The sequence below is a fragment of the Streptomyces sp. NPDC004111 genome (assembly GCF_042874215.1).
Taxonomy (GTDB): Bacteria; Actinomycetota; Actinomycetes; order Streptomycetales; family Streptomycetaceae; genus Streptomyces.
The window spans coordinates 42,882-57,371 of the sequence record NZ_JBIAMU010000002.1; the positions used below are offsets into that span (position 1 = coordinate 42,882).

Below are 14,490 nucleotides of genomic sequence, written 5' to 3' on the forward strand. Positions count from 1 at the left end.
CCGTCCCGTGGTCAGGTGTCGTCGCCGTCGGCGACGGCGAACACGTGGGTGCCCCAGGGGTCCAGTGCGACGTAGAGCCCGGGGCCGGACAGCTCGTCGCCCGACCGCTCGTAGCGCGCTTCGCCGAGGAGGTCGGTCAACTGGACCTTCCTGCCCGCCAGTTCGCTCCACGGCAGCCGGATCCTGGCCTGGGCGGGCCGGTCGGAGAAGTTCACCGCCACGGCGAACCGTCCGGCGTCTCCGGTCCAGCTCCAGGCGAGCACCGAGCGGTGGCTGGGGTTGTCCGGCCATCCCTCGCTGTCGAGGAGCTGCCAGGCGCCGCCGCGCATCCCGCTGCCGTGCACGGCGGCGAGGAGCCGTTCGTGGAAGGCGCGCAGCGCGGTGTCGGGCGCCTCGTCGGGGCGGCGGTCCAGGAAGACGGGCAGCTGGGTACGGCGGCCGGTGAACTGGCCCTCGTGCCACAGCGTCGCCCCGGGCAGGGTGGCGATCACGACGGCCGCCGCGCGCTCCTTGGCCGCGGGCAGCGTGTGCGCGGCCCGGGGTTCGTCGTGGTTCTCCAGGAACCGTACGAGGCGGCGCTGGTAGTCCACCGGGGCGTGCAGGTGCGCGCGCACGGACCCGGCGTCCTCGTGCACCATGCGGTCGTAGAGCCGTTTGTCGTAGCAGAAGTCGAACCCCTGTCGCTGGAGGTCCCATTCGAGGTCCCAGTACGCCTCCGCGACGAAGACCATGGCCGGGTGGTGGCGGTGGACCTCGGTGAGGACGGTGGGCCAGAAGTCCTGTGCGGGCGGCGGTCCGGCGTACGGGCCCCAGGTGCGGGCGAAGACGTCGTTCATCAGGAGCATCGCCATGTCGCAGCGCACCCCGTCGCAGGCGCGGCCGATGCCGGTGAGCACGTCGGCGGTGGCGGCCCGCAGGGCGGGGGCGAAGGCGTTGAGCTGGACGACGTCCGGCCACGGCGCGAAGTAGGGGTCCCGGCCGCGGGCGTAGACCTGGCTGCCGGTGTCGAGGAACGCGGCGGGGTCGCGCCGGGCGTCCTCCCGCGTGCCCCGTACGAAGTACTCGGGGTGCCCGGTCACCCAGGGGCTGTCCGGCGCGACGTGGTTGGGCACGTAGTCGAGCAGCAGGCCGACGCCGCGCCGGTGGAGGGCGGCGCGCGCCGCGGCGAGCCCCTCCGGGCCGCCGAGCGCCCCGTCGGCCTCGTAACGGCGGATGCAGTACGGGGATCCGGCGATCTCCCTCTCGCCGATGTCCGGCACCGCCCGGGTGAAGGCGGCCCGCAGCGAGGCGTCGCGCAGGGCGATGGCGCGGCCGAGCGGGCTGCGCTCCCACACGCCCATCAGCCAGACGGCGTCGACGCCGTGCGGGGTGATCGCGTCCCAGGCGTCCTTGGGCACGTCGCCGAGGCCGGTGGGCCGGCCGGTGCGGTGCTGGATCTCGCGGAGCCACACCCGGGTGTTCACCTCGTGCACGACGGGCTGTGCGGGCAGCCCGCTCATGAGTGCTCCTCCCAGCGGCCGGTGCGGAAGTCCTCGGGGCCGAGGGACCCGAAGAGCATCATCAGGGGTGCCACCAGGCCGCTCCAGCCGGTCTGGTGGGAGGCGCCGATGCCCGCGCCGTTGTCGCCGTGGAAGTACTCGTAGAAGGAGACCAGGTCGCGCCAGTGCGGGTCGTTCTGGAACTTCTCCTGGCCGCCGTACACCGGCCGCCGGCCGTCCGGACCGCGCAGGAAGGTCGCGCTGAGCCGCCGGGAGATCTCCCGCGCCACTTCGTAGAGGGTCATCCGCACGCCGGAGCCGGTGGGGCACTCCACGGTGAGGTCGTCGCCGTAGAAGCCGTACAGGTTGAGCAGGGCCCGTACGACGAGGGCGTTCACCGGGAACCACACGGGGCCGCGCCAGTTGGAGTTGCCGCCGAACATTCCGGAGTCCGACTCGGCGGGCACGTAGCCGACCCGGTGGGCCCGGCCGTCGGCCCAGAAGGTGTAGGGGTGTTCGGCGTGGTGGCGGGAGAGCGCCCGGATGCCGTACGGGCCGAGGAACTCGTCCTCGGACAGCAGCCGCTCCAGCACCCGCAGCAGCTTCTTCTCGTCCATCACCGACAGCAGCCGGGGTCCGCCCGTGGTGCCGGCCCCGGCGGAGGCGAGGGTGGCGGAGAGCGAGGGGTGGCGGGTGGCGAAGCGGTGCAGCCGCTCGCGCAGACCGGGCACCTTGGCGAGCTGGGCGGGCCGGAAGACGGTCGACGCGCACAGCGGGAGCAGGCCCACCATGGAGCGCACCTTGAGCCGGACCGCGTTGCCGTCCGGGAGCCGCAGCACGTCGTAGAAGAAGCCGTCCTCCTCGTCCCACATGCCGTCGTCGAGGTCGCCGACGCGGTCCATGGCGGCCGAGATCCACAGGTAGTGCTCGACGAACTTCAGCACCAGGTCCTCGTAGGCGGGGTTGTGCTCGACGAGTTCGAGGGCGATCTGGAGCATGGCCTGGCAGTACAGGGCCATCCAGGCGGTGCCGTCGGCCTGTTCGAGCCGGCCGCCGGTCGGCAGCGGGGCGCTCCGGTCGAAGACGCCGATGTTGTCGAGGCCGAGGAAGCCGCCCTGGAAGACGTTGCGCCCGGTGGGGTCCTTGCGGTTGACCCACCAGGTGAAGTTCGTCAGGAGCTTCTGGAAGGTGCGCTCCAGGAAGTCGCGGTCGGCGCGGCCGTGGACGCGCTCCTCCATCAGGTAGACGAAGTACGCGGACCAGGCGTGCACCGGCGGGTTGACGTCGCCGAAGTTCCACTCGTAGGCGGGGAGCTGGCCGTTGGGGTGCTGGTAGGAGTCCCGGGTCAGCAGTTCCAGCTGCTCCTTGGCGAGGTCGACGTCGACCATCGCCAGGGCCACGGCCTGGAAGCCCAGGTCCCAGGCGGCGAACCAGGGGTACTCCCACTTGTCGGGCATGGAGATGATGTCGTCGCAGACCATGTGGAACCAGTCGCGGTTGCGGACGTCGCGGCCGGGCGGGCTCCAGGGGGCCAGTCCGTGCTCGGCCAGCCAGGTCTCCAGGTCGAAGCAGTAGTACTGCTTGGTCCACAGGAGTCCGGCGAACGCCTGCCGGAGCACGCGCCGTTCGTCCTCGCTCGCGTTGCGGGGGGCCCGTTCGGCGTAGAAGTCGTCCGCCTCGGCGATCCGGGTCCGGAACACGGAGTCGAAGCCGCGGGCGAGGGAGAGCTGCGAGCCGGTGGGGGCGAGCCGCATCCGCAGGGTCGCCGAGCCGCCGGGTGGCAGGGTGAGGGTCCAGTGGGCGGCGGCCTTGGTGCCCTCCTGTGCCGGGTTGACGGCGCCGTCCTCCCCGTCCACGACGGCGCGGCCGATGCCGTCCTTGGTGTACGGGGAGGCGTTCGGGGAGCCGAAGAGCCGCTCGTTGTTGGTCTCGTTCTCGGTGAACAGCAGCGGCACCGGGGCGCCGAAGCGCATCTCGTAGCCGCCGAGTTCGGGGTGCGTCGCGGTGAGGGCCGCGGTGCCGCGGGGGCTGTCGGCCGCGGCGATGCGGGGCTTGTCTCCGCCCTCGGTCCACGACCAGGTGTTGCGGAACCAGAGCGTCGGCAGCACGTGCAGGGTGGCTTCGTCGGGGCCGCGGTTGTCGACGGTGACGCGGACGAGGATGTCGTCGTGGGCGGCCTTGGCGTACTCGACGCCCACGTCGAAGTAGCGGTCCTCGTCGAAGAGGCCGGTGTCGAGGAGTTCGTACTCGAAGTCGCCGCGTCCGCGCGCCCGGCTGCCCGCGAGGAGGTCCTCGTAGGGGTAGGCGGCCTGCGGGTACTTGTAGAGGTAGCGCAGGTAGGAGTGGCTGGGGGTGCTGTCGAGGTAGAAGTAGTACTCCTTGACGTCCTCGCCGTGGTTGCCCTCGCTGTTGGTGAGACCGAAGGCGCGTTCCTTGAGGATGGGGTCGCGGCCGTTCCACAGCGCGAGGGCGAAGCACAGGCGCTGCTTCTCGTCGCTGATGCCGCCCAGCCCGTCCTCGCCCCAGCGGTAGGCGCGCGAGCGCGCGTGGTCGTGGGGGAAGTACGTCCAGGCCTCGCCGTCGTCGCTGTAGTCCTCGCGGACCGTGCCCCACTGGCGCTCGCTCAGGTAGGGGCCCCAGAGCCGCCACCGTCCCTCCGCGTCGCCGCTGGGGCCGATCCGCCCGGCGCTCGTACGTGTGCTCATGGGTTCCCTCCCTGCCGCGAGGTGACCGGGGCAGCGTCAGTCTCCGTGCCGGGTTCCGGTGCTGCTTCACCTGCGGTGGGTGAGGCGTCCCGGCCGCCCGGGGCCGGGACGCCAGAGGTGTCGTCGCCGGGGCCGGGGCCGGAGCCGGGCGGCCGGGCCAGCAGCGTCACGCCGATCTCGTACGCGAGGAGCACCCCGGCCACCACGAGCAGTGCCGTCCACGACGCGAACAGCAGGGCGACCAGGGCCGCCACGACGAGTCCGCCGATCCGCAGTACGTCGGCGTGCCGGCCGGTCCAGCGCCGGGCTCCCCCGCCGGTGGACCGGCGCGCGGTCCGGGCGGCGAACCCGCCGACGGCCCGGCCCGCGGCGGCGGCGTGCCGGCGCAGCCACACGGGCAGCCGCCCGGGGCCGACGAGGTAGGCGAGCACCGCGAGCCCGACGCCGAACCACAGCAGCTGGTCGCCGCGCTCGCGCAGCGGCGCGAACACGGTCCACAGCACGTCGCGCACCGCGTCCCGGTAGGTGCCCGCCGACACCTGGCCGAGGATCTGGTCGCGTACGGCGCGCAGCACCGCGGTGAGCACGGTGACCGACACCACCAGCCACAGGCCCAGTTGGAGCAGGGTGCGCCGACGGTTCGGCGAGGCCCACAGGGCGAGGGCCAGCAGCACGGGTACGGCGATGACCAGGCCCCACACCGCTCGTTTGAACAGCAGTACGGCGTCCTGCAGCTTGCCGAGTTCGTGCCGGTTGTAGAGGCGTACCTGCGCGAAGTCGTCGGGCAGGGTGACGCCCAGTGCCTTCTCGACGCGGTCGTGCAGTCCGGGCGGTATCTCGCCGGAGGTGATGGGCGGCAGGTCCAGCTTCTTGCCGAAGAGCGAGGGCAGCCTGGCCTCCAGGGAGTCGAGGACGTTGTTGACCATGGGGAGCAGGTTGAGCGTGACGGTGTCGCCCTCGACCTGCACGTTCTCGTTGCGTTTCTCCAGCACGGCGACGATCCGGCTGTGGGCGAAGCGGTTGGTGGTGCGCCACAGCTTCTGGAACTCGTCGGTGGCCAGGAGCTTGGAGACCGAGTCGCGCACGAAGTCGCGGACCGCTCCGGTGACCGGTGCGGCGAGGAACGACGCCCGTTCGGGCAGGGCCTCGGACAGCCGCTTCTCCACATTGAGCTGGGTGAAGACCTGCTCGGTGAGGTAGGCGGACACGGCCTTGTTCACCGCCGGGTGCTGGGGCAGGTCCTCGACGGTGGCGACCCAGCGCGTGGTGTCGAGCGTGGTGCGCGCACCCCACACGCCGACGACCGAGACGACCGAGACCAGGGCGGTCAGCGCGATCAGTACGGCGGCGAGCACCCGTCGTACCCGCAGGACGCGCCTGTGCCTGCGCTGCTCTCCTCCGGCCCTGGCGCGCAGGGCGGCGACCTCGGCGCGCAGCCGCTCCAGTTCCTCCTGGGTGGCGGGCGCGGCGGGCTCCGCACCACCGGGGGCGCCGGGCGTCGCCTGCTGGGGGGCGCCGGCCTCCGCTTCACCGGGAACGCCGGGCGTCGCCCCGCCGGGGCCGCCGGCCGTCGCTTCTTCGGGTTCGTCGTGAGCCATGGCGTCGCACCTCCGGCGCCCACTGTCGGACAGCGGCGCTCCGCGACCTTCACCTCTGGCGGGTGACGTGGGGCGGGGCGGGGTGCGGCTCCATGAGACTGTCCCGTCGATTTCCGAGGAGGGGAGTTCCGATGCGCACCATCGGACCCGTTCAGCTGCTGACGGTCGAATTCGGTCCCGACGCCGCGTTCGAGGACCGAATCAGGGAAGAACTGGCGATCCTGCAGACCAACGGTCAGATCCGGGTCCTCGACATGCTCTTCGTGCACAAGGAGATCGGCGGACGCCTGGTCGTCCTGGACCACCAGGCCGAGGACATGGGTGACACCGTCGCGGCGCTGCTCGGCATGTCCCGCGTGAGCCTGCGGGGAGCGGCGGCGCTGTATCCGCCGGTGGCGGAGGGCAGCGCCTTCGGTCTCACCCCCGCCCAGATCAGGGCGACGGCCCAGGAGCTGGCAACCGGCACCTCCGCGGCCTTCATCCTGTTCGAGCACGTGTGGGCGAAGTATCTGCGGGCGGCCGTCCGCAACGCCGGTGGTGTCCCCGTGGCCGAGGGGTTCCTCACCGAAGAGGCCCTGATACCCATCTCGGCGGATCTCGTCGCCGCGGCGGACCCGTGGGGAGAACCCCTCACCACCGTCGCCGGTACGGCGGGCACACCGGCGATGACCTGGCGAAACCGCGAGAACAGGAGGATGTAATGGCCGATCTCGTCGTGCTCGGCTTCACGGACAAGGACAAGGCCGAAGCGGTCCTGAGGCTCAGCAAGGAACTGTCGCGGCAGGAACTGCTCGACCTGGAGGACGCCGCACTCGCCTGGCGGACCCAGGAGGGCAAGGTCCACGTGCGCCAGAGCTACAACCTCACCGGGGCGGGCGCGGCCGGCGGCGCCCTGTGGGGAACCCTGTTCGGCATGCTGTTCCTGATGCCGGTGTTCGGTGCCGCGGTCGGCGCGGCAGCGGGCGCCGCCGCCGGGAAGCTCTCCGACATCGGGGTGAACGACTCCTTCGTCAAGGAGGTCGCGAACACCCTCGAACCCGGCAGGGCCGCGGTGTTCGCCCTCGTGCGCCACTCCACGCCGGACCGGGTACGAGAGGCCCTGCGCCCCTTCAACCCCACCGTTCTGCGTACCTCGCTCACCAAGGACCGGGAGGAGGAACTCGTCGCGGCGCTCCAGTCCGCCTAGGACCGGTGTCCGGCCCGGTGCGCGCTCCGTGACAAGGGCGTGCGCCGCGGGCGGACGCCCGGAAATTTCACCCGGGTGAGATGGCGCCCCGTGCGGGTGCCGTCTCATCCGCCGGTCCCAGACTCGTCTTCCCAACGCCACCCGACCCGTCAGGGAGGTGCCGTCGATGGACGAGCAGCGGGGGGAACCGCTCGGCGGGCCGCCCCTTCCCGCGCCCGGGGCCGTGGTCCCCGAGTCCCGTGTCGCCGTACCCGGTCTGCCCGCGTGGCTGGTGCCGCGCCCCCGGCTGGCCGAGCGGCTCTCGCGCGGCGTGCTCGGCCCGCTCACCGTGGTCGTGGGGCCGGTGGGCGCGGGCAAGTCGGCGCTGGCCACGGAGTGGCTGCACACCGGCCGGGCGCCGGGCCCGGTGGCCTGGGTGCGGTGCGAGGGCCGCGAGGAGCGGCCGGACGTGTTCTGGCCCCGGGTGCTGGCCGCGATGTACGAGGCCTCGGTGGAGCTGCCCGACTTCGGCGACGTACCCGTGAACGAACTTCTCGTCGCGCGCCTGGCCGCGCAGCTCGCCGCGCGCGAGGCACCGGTGGTGCTGGTGCTCGACGACTTCCAGCCGGAGCCGGGCTCCGCGGTCGCCGAGGGCACCGTCAGCCTCCTGAAGCACGCCGCTCCCCTGCTGCGGGTGGTCGTCTTCTCGCGCCGGGACCCGCCGCTGCACCTGCACCGCTACCGGCTCTCCGGCGAGCTGTGCGAACTGCGCACCGCCGATCTGGCGTTCAACGACGCGGAGACCGCCTCGCTGCTCCTCCAGCACGGTCTGGACGTGCCCCGCCCCGTGGTGCAGGCGCTGCGGCAGCGCACCGCGGGCTGGGCGGCGGGGATCAGGCTGGCCGCGATGTCGATGCAGGGGCAGCGGCATCCGGACCGGTTCATCGCCCGCTTCGCCGGTGACGACGAGGCGATCGTGACGTACCTGGTGGAGGAGGTGCTCGACGCGCAGTCCGCGCAGATGCGCCGGCTGCTGCTGACCACGAGCGTGCTGGAGACGATGAACGCGGAGCTGGCGACCGCGGTGGCGGGCGTGGACGCCGGGCAGCACTTCGCGACCCTGGTGCGGCAGAACTCCTTCCTGCACCCGCTGGGGCACGGCTGGTTCCGCTGTCACCGGATGTTCGCCGACGTGTTGCACGTGAGGCTGCGGCACGAGCTGCCGGCGAGTGTGCCGGGAGTGCACCGGCGGGCCGCCGCCTGGCTGGCCGAACACGGCCTCCTCGCAACGGCGGTGGGCCACGCCCTCGCGGCGGACGACTGGTGCTACGCAAGCCGTCTGGTGGTCGGGCAACTGGCCGTCGGACAGGTTCTGGGCCTCACGGAGGCCCGGCTGCGCGGCGTTCTGGGCCCCTTGGTCCCGGCGGAGGTACGGACCGAGGACCCCGAGCCCGTGCTCGTCGCCGCCGCCCTGAAGCACACCGATCCGGACGCCTGCGCGGGGCTGCTGGAGGAGGCGGCCCGGCTCACCGGCCGGCTGCCGGACCAGGAGGCCGGCCGGGCGCTGATGTGCCGGCTGACCCACGCGGTGGTGCGGATGGCCGCGGAGCTTCCCCGGGACCTCGCCGCCGCGCGGGCCTCGGCGGTCGAGGCCAGGGCGCTGGGTGCCGGTGTGCCCGCGCACCTGCTGGGCGAGCGGCCGGAGATCAGGGCGCTGACGCTGTTCGTCCTGGGCCGCGCGGAGTTGCGGGCGGGCGATCTGAAGAGCGCCGATTCCCATCTCACCGGCAGCCTGAAGTTCACCGGTGCCACCGAGAACGGTGTGCTGCGCCGGGGCTGCCTGGTGGAGCTGGCCCTGCTCGAAGCGCTGCGCGGCCGGTTCCGCGAGGCCGGTGAACTCGCCGCGCTCGCCACCCGGCCGCCGCTGCCCACCTGGACCGGCCGGGACTGTTCGCACGCCACGCTGCTGGTGGTCCGTGCGTGGGTGGCACTGGCCCGTGGCGAAGCGGCGTCGGCCCGGCGCGAGCTGGCGCAGGCGCGGGCAGTCCTCGACGCGCTGCCCGACGCCTTCACCGCGGGCGTCGCGACGCTGGTCGGGAGGCTGGTCAACATCGCCGGGCAGGGTCTGCCCAGGTCGCCCGAGACGCTCCTCGGCGCTCCGGGGCCGTGGCTGCCCCCGGCCCTGCGGCAGCCCCTGGTGCGGGTCTGCGCGGCCAGTCTCGGCACCGCGGGCGCGGCGCCCCAGCGGCCGGTGCGCGGTGTCGAGCTCACCGGGCCGACCGCTCCGGTCGAGCGGCTCACCGCGCGGGAGGAGGACGTGCTGCACCGGCTGTCGCAGATGATGACCACCGAGGAGATCGCGGAGGACCTGTACCTCTCGGTCAACACGGTGAAGACCCACCTCAAGAGCGTGTACCGCAAGCTCGCCGTGACCCGCAGGTCGGCCGCGGTCCGGCGGGCGCGCGAACTCCAGCTGCTGTGAGGCGGCACCGGGCCGCGGTGCCGGGCGCTCTCAGAGCAGGTGCAGCTCGCGGGCCCGGTGCAGCGCCTCCGCCCGGGAGCCCACCCCGAGTTTGCGGTACACCGCGCGGGTCTGGCTCCTGACGGTGTTGTGGGAGACGTGCAGGCTGTCGGCGATCCGGCGCAGCGGCACGTCCTCCTGAAGTCCGCGCAGCACGACCAGTTCGCGGCGGGTCAGCGGTGCGGCGGGCGGGGCGGGGCGGGCGGACCCCGCCGCTTCCGTGAGGAGACCGGCCAGCGTCGCCGACGCCTGGTCGGCCAGTGCGGTGCGGACGGTCGCGTCGCCGGTCTCGCGGGCGATCCCCAGCAGGACTCCCGCCAGCCACACGAGGCAGACCCCGACCACGGGGTCCCGGCAGTCCGGGTCGTGGCCCGCCGCCCGCAGGGCCCGGCGCAACGCGGCGTCGCGGGCCGCGGTGGCGGGGCGGGCGGGCGCACGGCCCCCGTGCACACGGGGTGCGGGGCGGGCGCGGTGCGTGGGGCAGGCGGGCGTGGCCACGGGCATGTCCTCACCTCCGGGCCGAAGGACGGCACCCTGCCATCGTGGTCGGCGGCCCGCGGCTCTGGGAAGGTGCCGACCGGCTCAACCCGCCGCACGCGGTCCCCATCGACCGGGCGCCTACGGTGGCTAACCGGAAGGTTTCTCGCCGCCCGGGGGCGAGGGCAGGCCCCGTACCTCCAGGAGTTCGAGGCCCAGTGCCTGGATGCGGTCGAGGATGCCGTACAGGGCGCTCTGGTCGATGCCCCACCCGTACATGACGGTCTCGGCGGGCCGTAGCGTGACCGTGAGTTCACCGAACGCGGACCGGAGTCCTTCGCCCAGGGTGCCCCGCACACGGATCTCGAACCTGCCTCCCTCGGCGTGCGGTTCGGACGGACCGGCGCCCGCGCCCGGCTGAGCGGTGCCCATGACGTCACCTCCTGCGGTGCCTTCCCGTACGGTCAATTCTCCCGGGCCCGCTCCCGAAAGCCTCACCTGCGTCAGGTGACCGTGGGCCGCTCCGGCGGGACGCCCCCGTTCTCCCCGGCGGCCCCGGAGGTGTCGTGGGTGCCGTGGGTGCCGTGGGTGCCGTGCGCGCGGCGGGCGCGGCCCAGGGCGAGCCTGCCGATCAGGGGCCAGTCCAGCAGCGGGCGGTCCCTGCGCACGCCCGGCCGGTTCCTGGGCACCAGCACCCGCAGCGCCAGCGGTCGCACCTCGCACCGGACGGGGCCCCGCAGCCGCACGGCCTCCCCGTCGATGCCCACGGGGATCTGCTCCCGGTCCGCCTCGACGGCCACCCGCGTCGCGGTCGCCCGGACGACCCCGGTGGCGCGCCGGCCGCGCAGCAGCCCGGCGGCGTGCGCGGCGCCCGTCACCTTCACCCCGACGCAGCCCAGCCGGCCGGTGTCGATCCGCGACCTGCGGCCCAGGCCCGCGATGTCGCTGCTGCCGTACGGGTTGTTGCTGACCAGCAGCGCCTGCGGCTCGTCGAACTCGACCTGCCCGGCGCGCGCGGAGAGCCGCGGCCCCTTGTGGCCGGCCAGCATGTCGGGCAGCAGCCGCAGTGCGGTACGGGTCTTGTCGTCCCGGTACGCGGGGCTGGCCACCACCTCCGCGTAGGCGCCGAACGAGACGTTGTTGACGAAGGGGAGCCCGTTGACGCTGCCCAGGTCCACGCGCAGTTCCACGCCGTCGATCAGCGCGTCGAGCGCCTTCGACGGGTCCTCCCGGTCCAGGCCCAGATCGAGGGCGAAGTGGTTGCGGGTGCCGGCCGGGACCACCAGGAAGGGCAGCCCCAGCGTGGCGGCGACGTCGGCGACCTGCGCCTGGGTCCCGTCGCCGCCCGCGACCCCGAGGAGGTCGGCGCCGCCGGCCGCGGCCTTGCGGGCCATGTCGGCCACGTCGGTGCTCTCGCGCCAGTCGAGGACGAGCACCTCTGCGCCCAGCGCCGCGGCCCGCTCGCGCAGTTCGAAGCGGCGCACCTTGCCGCCGCCGGACCGCGGATTCATGATCAGTACGGGGCGGCGCACCTGGGGTGCGGGGTGTTCGGGCATGTCGGCCGAGGTGTCGTTCTTCATGAGTGCCGCCCGGCCGGCGCCGACCGCGACCAGCCACAGGCCGACGGCCAGCGCGGCCACCCAGGCCAGATGGGCGCGGGTGTACGCGACGAGGACCCACACCGGGGCGGCCAGGGTCAGCAGCACGGCCAGCACGCGCCGGACGCCCTGCCGGGCCAGGCTCCACCACAGTCCGGCGGCCACGCACACCAGGCCGACGAGACCGACGGCGAGCAGCGCGACGGTCCGCGCGCCCGCGAACACGCCGAGGACCACCGCCGAGGCCGCCGCCGAGAGCAGCGACGCCCGCGCCAGCCAGAACCGCTGCCGCATCGACTGTGAGGGGGCGCTCGTCGGAGTCATGGCGACACCGTGCAGTCGCGCGGCGGGGCGGCACCTCACCCCTGGGAGGTGGTTCGCGGGGCGGCGCCGAGCAGGCATCGTTCCCCGGGGGTGCCCCGGTCTCCCGTACGCCGGCCTCTCACGCCCGCGGGCCGACGTCCGGACGGGGCACCGGTCCGAGGAGCGGGCCGTCCCCAGGGCCGATGGAGCGGGCGCCGGACAGGGGGCGGATCATGGCCGAGCACGGTGACGCGCGTCTGGCACCGCAGGAGCGGGCCGCCCGCGGCCGGGCCGCGCGGCGAGCGGTGCCGCGCTCCCGGCACGCGGAGTTCGACCCGGCCGCCGGCCGGCCGGACCCCGTCGAGGTGATCGAGCGTCAGTCGGCGCGCAGGCTGGCCGACCTGGTGCCGATCCGGTACGGCCGCATGCTGGAATCGCCTTTCCGCTTCTACCGGGGGGCCGCCTCGCTGATGGCGATGGACCTGGCGGCGACACCGGCGACCGGGTTCACCACCCAGCTGTGCGGAGACGCGCACATGCTGAACTTCCGGCTGCTGGCCTCTCCGGAGCGCCATCTCATGTTCGACGTGAACGACTTCGACGAGACCCTGCCAGGTCCGTGGGAGTGGGACGTGAAGCGGCTGGCGGCCAGTCTCGTCATCGCGGGCCGTGCCAACGGTTTCGGCACGGCCGAGCGGGCCCGGGTGGTGCGGTCGACGGTCGGCGCGTACCGGGAGGCGATGCGCGGCTTCGCCCGGATGCGGAACCTGGACGTGTGGTACGCCCGGGTCGACGCCGACGACCTGTTCGCGGAGCTCGCCGGCCAGTTGCGCCCCCGGGCCCAGCGGCGCATCTCGCGCACCCTCGCCAAGGCCCGTGGCCGCGACCACCTCCAGTCCCTGGAGAAGCTCGCCCACCGGGTCGGCGACGAGCTGCGGATCGCCGCCGACCCGCCGCTGGTGACCCCGCTCGACGAGCTGATGCCGAAGGTCGAGCGCGTCGATCTGGAGGAGCGGCTGCGGGAGCTCATCGAGCGCTACGCGGTGACGCTGCCCTCGGACCGCCGGGCGCTGCTGGCCCAGTACCGGGTGGTCGACATGGCGCGCAAGGTGGTCGGCGTCGGCAGTGTCGGCACCCGCTGCTGGGTGGTGCTGCTGCTGGGCAAGGACCCCGGGGACCCGCTGTTCCTCCAGGCCAAGGAGGCCGAGGAGTCGGTGCTCGCGCCGTACTGCGCGCCCAGCGCCCATCTGAACCAGGGGGAGCGCGTGGTGTCGGGCCAGCGGCTGATGCAGGCCACCAGCGACATGTTCCTGGGCTGGGAGCGGGTGTCGGGTCTGGACGGCCGCGAACGGGACTTCTACGTCCGGCAGTTGCGCGACTGGAAGGCCATTCCCAAGGCGGAGGGCATGACGCCGAGGGCCATGCGGCTGTTCGGGCGGCTGTCCGGGGCGACGCTGGCCCGCGCCCACGCGCGCTCCGGGGACCGGATCGCCATCGCGGCCTATCTGGGCAGGTCCGACCGGTTCGAGCGGGCGCTGGCGGAGTTCGGCGAGCGTTACGCGGACCAGAACGAGCGCGACCACCGGGCGCTGGCCGACGCGGTGGCCGCCGGCCGGGTCACCGCGGCGTCGGCGTGACGTCGTCCGACGGCTGTTGCCAGGTGGTCCGCAGCAGCCGTCGGACCGGCTTCTCCTGGGCGAGCACCTGGCCCAGCGCGATGCCGAGCGCGACGATCGTGAAGAAGAGGATCAGCCAGGACAGCAGGGTGAAGACCGAGCCGAGCGGCCCGTACCGCTCGACGCTGCGGCGCAGCGCCAACGGCAGCCACAACGCGGCGAGCTGGGAGAACGCGACCGCTCCGCCGCCGGTCAGCAGGGCTCCGGGCAGCAGCGGGCGCCACGGCACCCGCCCGGCGAGCAGCAGGTGCTGGGTCCACCACCACATCAGCACGGCGACGACGATCTGGAGCACCACCCCCAGCCACGGTCCGGCGCCGAACCCGTCGTGCAACAGCCCCTGGAAGAACAGGGCGGTGAGCCAGACCAGGAGCCACAGCGCCCACCGCCAGAGCAGGATCCGCATGCCCGAGGAGGGCAGGTGCCAGCAGCGTTCGCACAGCCGCTGGAGGGCTCTGCTGAAGGCGGTGGCGGACAGCAGCGCGACCAGCACGCTCACCGCCCCCCAGCTGTGCAGCGCCTGCGGTCCGCCCGCGTACACCCGGTCGAGCTGCGCGGCCTCGGCCGCGCCGGAGCCGAACAGGGAGCGCAGGGAGCGGCGCAGTTCCTGCCGCAGGGCGGGCGGGCAGAAGGAGGCGACGGCGATGAGCATCGGCAGCGCGGCGAGGAAGGCCTGGGCCGCCAGCCGGGTGGCCAGGTCGAGGATGTTCACGGCGGCGAGCTGCCGCAGGACACGGACCGGCAGCGGTCGGGCGCGTACGGCGCTCAGCATGACGGTGCCCCCTCGTCGGCCCTGACGCCGAGCCTCGTGCCGCTCAGCCCCTGTCCGCCCACTGTGGCGGCGCGCGGCCGGCGGCACGTCGCCCGCCACGGGCGACGTACGAGGTCCGCTCCAGTGGCCGCCGGCCAGGCCCGGCGGGCCCCCGCGGGTCGCCCTCCAGGGGTGATCCGGCGCCGGTCGGCACCCGC

General features: G+C 73.7%; 11 protein-coding genes. 4 read left to right on the forward strand and 7 right to left on the reverse strand.

Features of this window, described 5'->3' with window-relative positions:
- Nucleotides 1-11 precede the first annotated feature (11 nt).
- Genes ACFYVL_RS04695 through ACFYVL_RS04705 form a run of 3 tightly spaced genes read right to left on the reverse strand, consistent with a single transcriptional unit; the run spans nucleotide 12 to nucleotide 5,781 of the window.
- Nucleotides 12-1,499: an alpha-amylase gene (locus tag ACFYVL_RS04695; RefSeq protein ID WP_389241353.1), complete on the reverse strand. Its 1,488-nt coding sequence runs from the start codon at nucleotides 1,497-1,499 to the stop codon at nucleotides 12-14.
- The gene (locus ACFYVL_RS04700; RefSeq protein WP_389241354.1) at nucleotides 1,496-4,183 is read right to left on the reverse strand and encodes a glucosidase; all 2,688 of its coding nucleotides are present in this window, start codon (nucleotides 4,181-4,183) and stop codon (nucleotides 1,496-1,498) included. Before ACFYVL_RS04700 ends, ACFYVL_RS04695 begins: the two co-directional genes overlap by 4 nt.
- A complete protein-coding gene (locus tag ACFYVL_RS04705; protein WP_389241355.1) occupies nucleotides 4,180-5,781 on the reverse strand; it encodes a hypothetical protein in 1,602 nt (533 codons plus the stop codon). Before ACFYVL_RS04705 ends, ACFYVL_RS04700 begins: the two co-directional genes overlap by 4 nt.
- A 131-nt stretch (nucleotides 5,782-5,912) precedes the next feature.
- Between ACFYVL_RS04705 and ACFYVL_RS04710 the strand changes: the two genes are divergently transcribed.
- From ACFYVL_RS04710 to ACFYVL_RS04720, 3 genes are all read left to right on the forward strand, one after another.
- Nucleotides 5,913-6,482 carry a DUF1269 domain-containing protein gene (locus ACFYVL_RS04710; RefSeq protein ID WP_389241356.1) on the forward strand — a complete coding sequence of 190 codons (570 nt, stop codon included), beginning with the start codon at nucleotides 5,913-5,915 and terminating at the stop codon, nucleotides 6,480-6,482.
- A complete protein-coding gene (locus tag ACFYVL_RS04715) occupies nucleotides 6,482-6,967 on the forward strand; it encodes a DUF1269 domain-containing protein (RefSeq protein ID WP_389241357.1) in 486 nt (161 codons plus the stop codon). Before ACFYVL_RS04710 ends, ACFYVL_RS04715 begins: the two co-directional genes overlap by 1 nt.
- A gap of 166 nt (nucleotides 6,968-7,133) precedes the next feature.
- Nucleotides 7,134-9,428 carry a LuxR C-terminal-related transcriptional regulator gene (locus ACFYVL_RS04720; protein ID WP_389241358.1) on the forward strand — a complete coding sequence of 765 codons (2,295 nt, stop codon included), beginning with the start codon at nucleotides 7,134-7,136 and terminating at the stop codon, nucleotides 9,426-9,428.
- Nucleotides 9,429-9,458: 30 nt separating this feature from the next.
- Here ACFYVL_RS04720 and ACFYVL_RS04725 read toward each other — a convergent pair whose 3' ends face one another.
- The 3 genes from ACFYVL_RS04725 to ACFYVL_RS04735 form a co-directional block, all read right to left on the reverse strand.
- The gene (locus ACFYVL_RS04725; protein ID WP_389241359.1) at nucleotides 9,459-9,971 is read right to left on the reverse strand and encodes a LuxR C-terminal-related transcriptional regulator; all 513 of its coding nucleotides are present in this window, start codon (nucleotides 9,969-9,971) and stop codon (nucleotides 9,459-9,461) included.
- 123 nt (nucleotides 9,972-10,094) lie between these two features.
- The gene (locus tag ACFYVL_RS04730) at nucleotides 10,095-10,376 is read right to left on the reverse strand and encodes a hypothetical protein (protein ID WP_389241360.1); all 282 of its coding nucleotides are present in this window, start codon (nucleotides 10,374-10,376) and stop codon (nucleotides 10,095-10,097) included.
- A 71-nt stretch (nucleotides 10,377-10,447) separates the two neighbouring features.
- Nucleotides 10,448-11,866, reverse strand: coding sequence for a diacylglycerol/lipid kinase family protein (locus ACFYVL_RS04735; protein WP_389241361.1), 1,419 nt, complete (start codon nucleotides 11,864-11,866; stop codon nucleotides 10,448-10,450).
- 212 nt (nucleotides 11,867-12,078) lie between these two features.
- Here ACFYVL_RS04735 and ACFYVL_RS04740 point away from each other — a divergent pair, with 212 nt between their 5' ends.
- Complete coding sequence (locus tag ACFYVL_RS04740) at nucleotides 12,079-13,482, forward strand: DUF2252 domain-containing protein (protein WP_389241362.1); 1,404 nt, start codon at nucleotides 12,079-12,081, stop codon at nucleotides 13,480-13,482.
- Here the strand turns inward: ACFYVL_RS04740 and ACFYVL_RS04745 are convergent.
- A complete protein-coding gene (locus ACFYVL_RS04745; RefSeq protein WP_389241363.1) occupies nucleotides 13,463-14,293 on the reverse strand; it encodes a YhjD/YihY/BrkB family envelope integrity protein in 831 nt (276 codons plus the stop codon). The genes ACFYVL_RS04740 and ACFYVL_RS04745 overlap by 20 nt on opposite strands.
- Nucleotides 14,294-14,490 lie beyond the last annotated feature (197 nt).

Excerpts from the sequence above, each read along its gene's own strand:
- ACFYVL_RS04695 (WP_389241353.1), bottom strand. The coding sequence starts at position 1,499 with ATGAGCGGGCTGCCCGCACAGCCCGTCGTGCACGAGGTGAACACCCGG.
- ACFYVL_RS04700 (WP_389241354.1), bottom strand. The coding sequence starts at position 4,183 with ATGAGCACACGTACGAGCGCCGGGCGGATCGGCCCCAGCGGCGACGCG.
- ACFYVL_RS04705 (WP_389241355.1), bottom strand. The coding sequence starts at position 5,781 with ATGGCTCACGACGAACCCGAAGAAGCGACGGCCGGCGGCCCCGGCGGG.
- ACFYVL_RS04710 (WP_389241356.1), top strand. The coding sequence starts at position 5,913 with ATGCGCACCATCGGACCCGTTCAGCTGCTGACGGTCGAATTCGGTCCC.
- ACFYVL_RS04715 (WP_389241357.1), top strand. The coding sequence starts at position 6,482 with ATGGCCGATCTCGTCGTGCTCGGCTTCACGGACAAGGACAAGGCCGAA.
- ACFYVL_RS04720 (WP_389241358.1), top strand. The coding sequence starts at position 7,134 with ATGGACGAGCAGCGGGGGGAACCGCTCGGCGGGCCGCCCCTTCCCGCG.
- ACFYVL_RS04725 (WP_389241359.1), bottom strand. The coding sequence starts at position 9,971 with ATGCCCGTGGCCACGCCCGCCTGCCCCACGCACCGCGCCCGCCCCGCA.
- ACFYVL_RS04730 (WP_389241360.1), bottom strand. The coding sequence starts at position 10,376 with ATGGGCACCGCTCAGCCGGGCGCGGGCGCCGGTCCGTCCGAACCGCAC.
- ACFYVL_RS04735 (WP_389241361.1), bottom strand. The coding sequence starts at position 11,866 with ATGACTCCGACGAGCGCCCCCTCACAGTCGATGCGGCAGCGGTTCTGG.
- ACFYVL_RS04740 (WP_389241362.1), top strand. The coding sequence starts at position 12,079 with ATGGCCGAGCACGGTGACGCGCGTCTGGCACCGCAGGAGCGGGCCGCC.
- ACFYVL_RS04745 (WP_389241363.1), bottom strand. The coding sequence starts at position 14,293 with ATGCTGAGCGCCGTACGCGCCCGACCGCTGCCGGTCCGTGTCCTGCGG.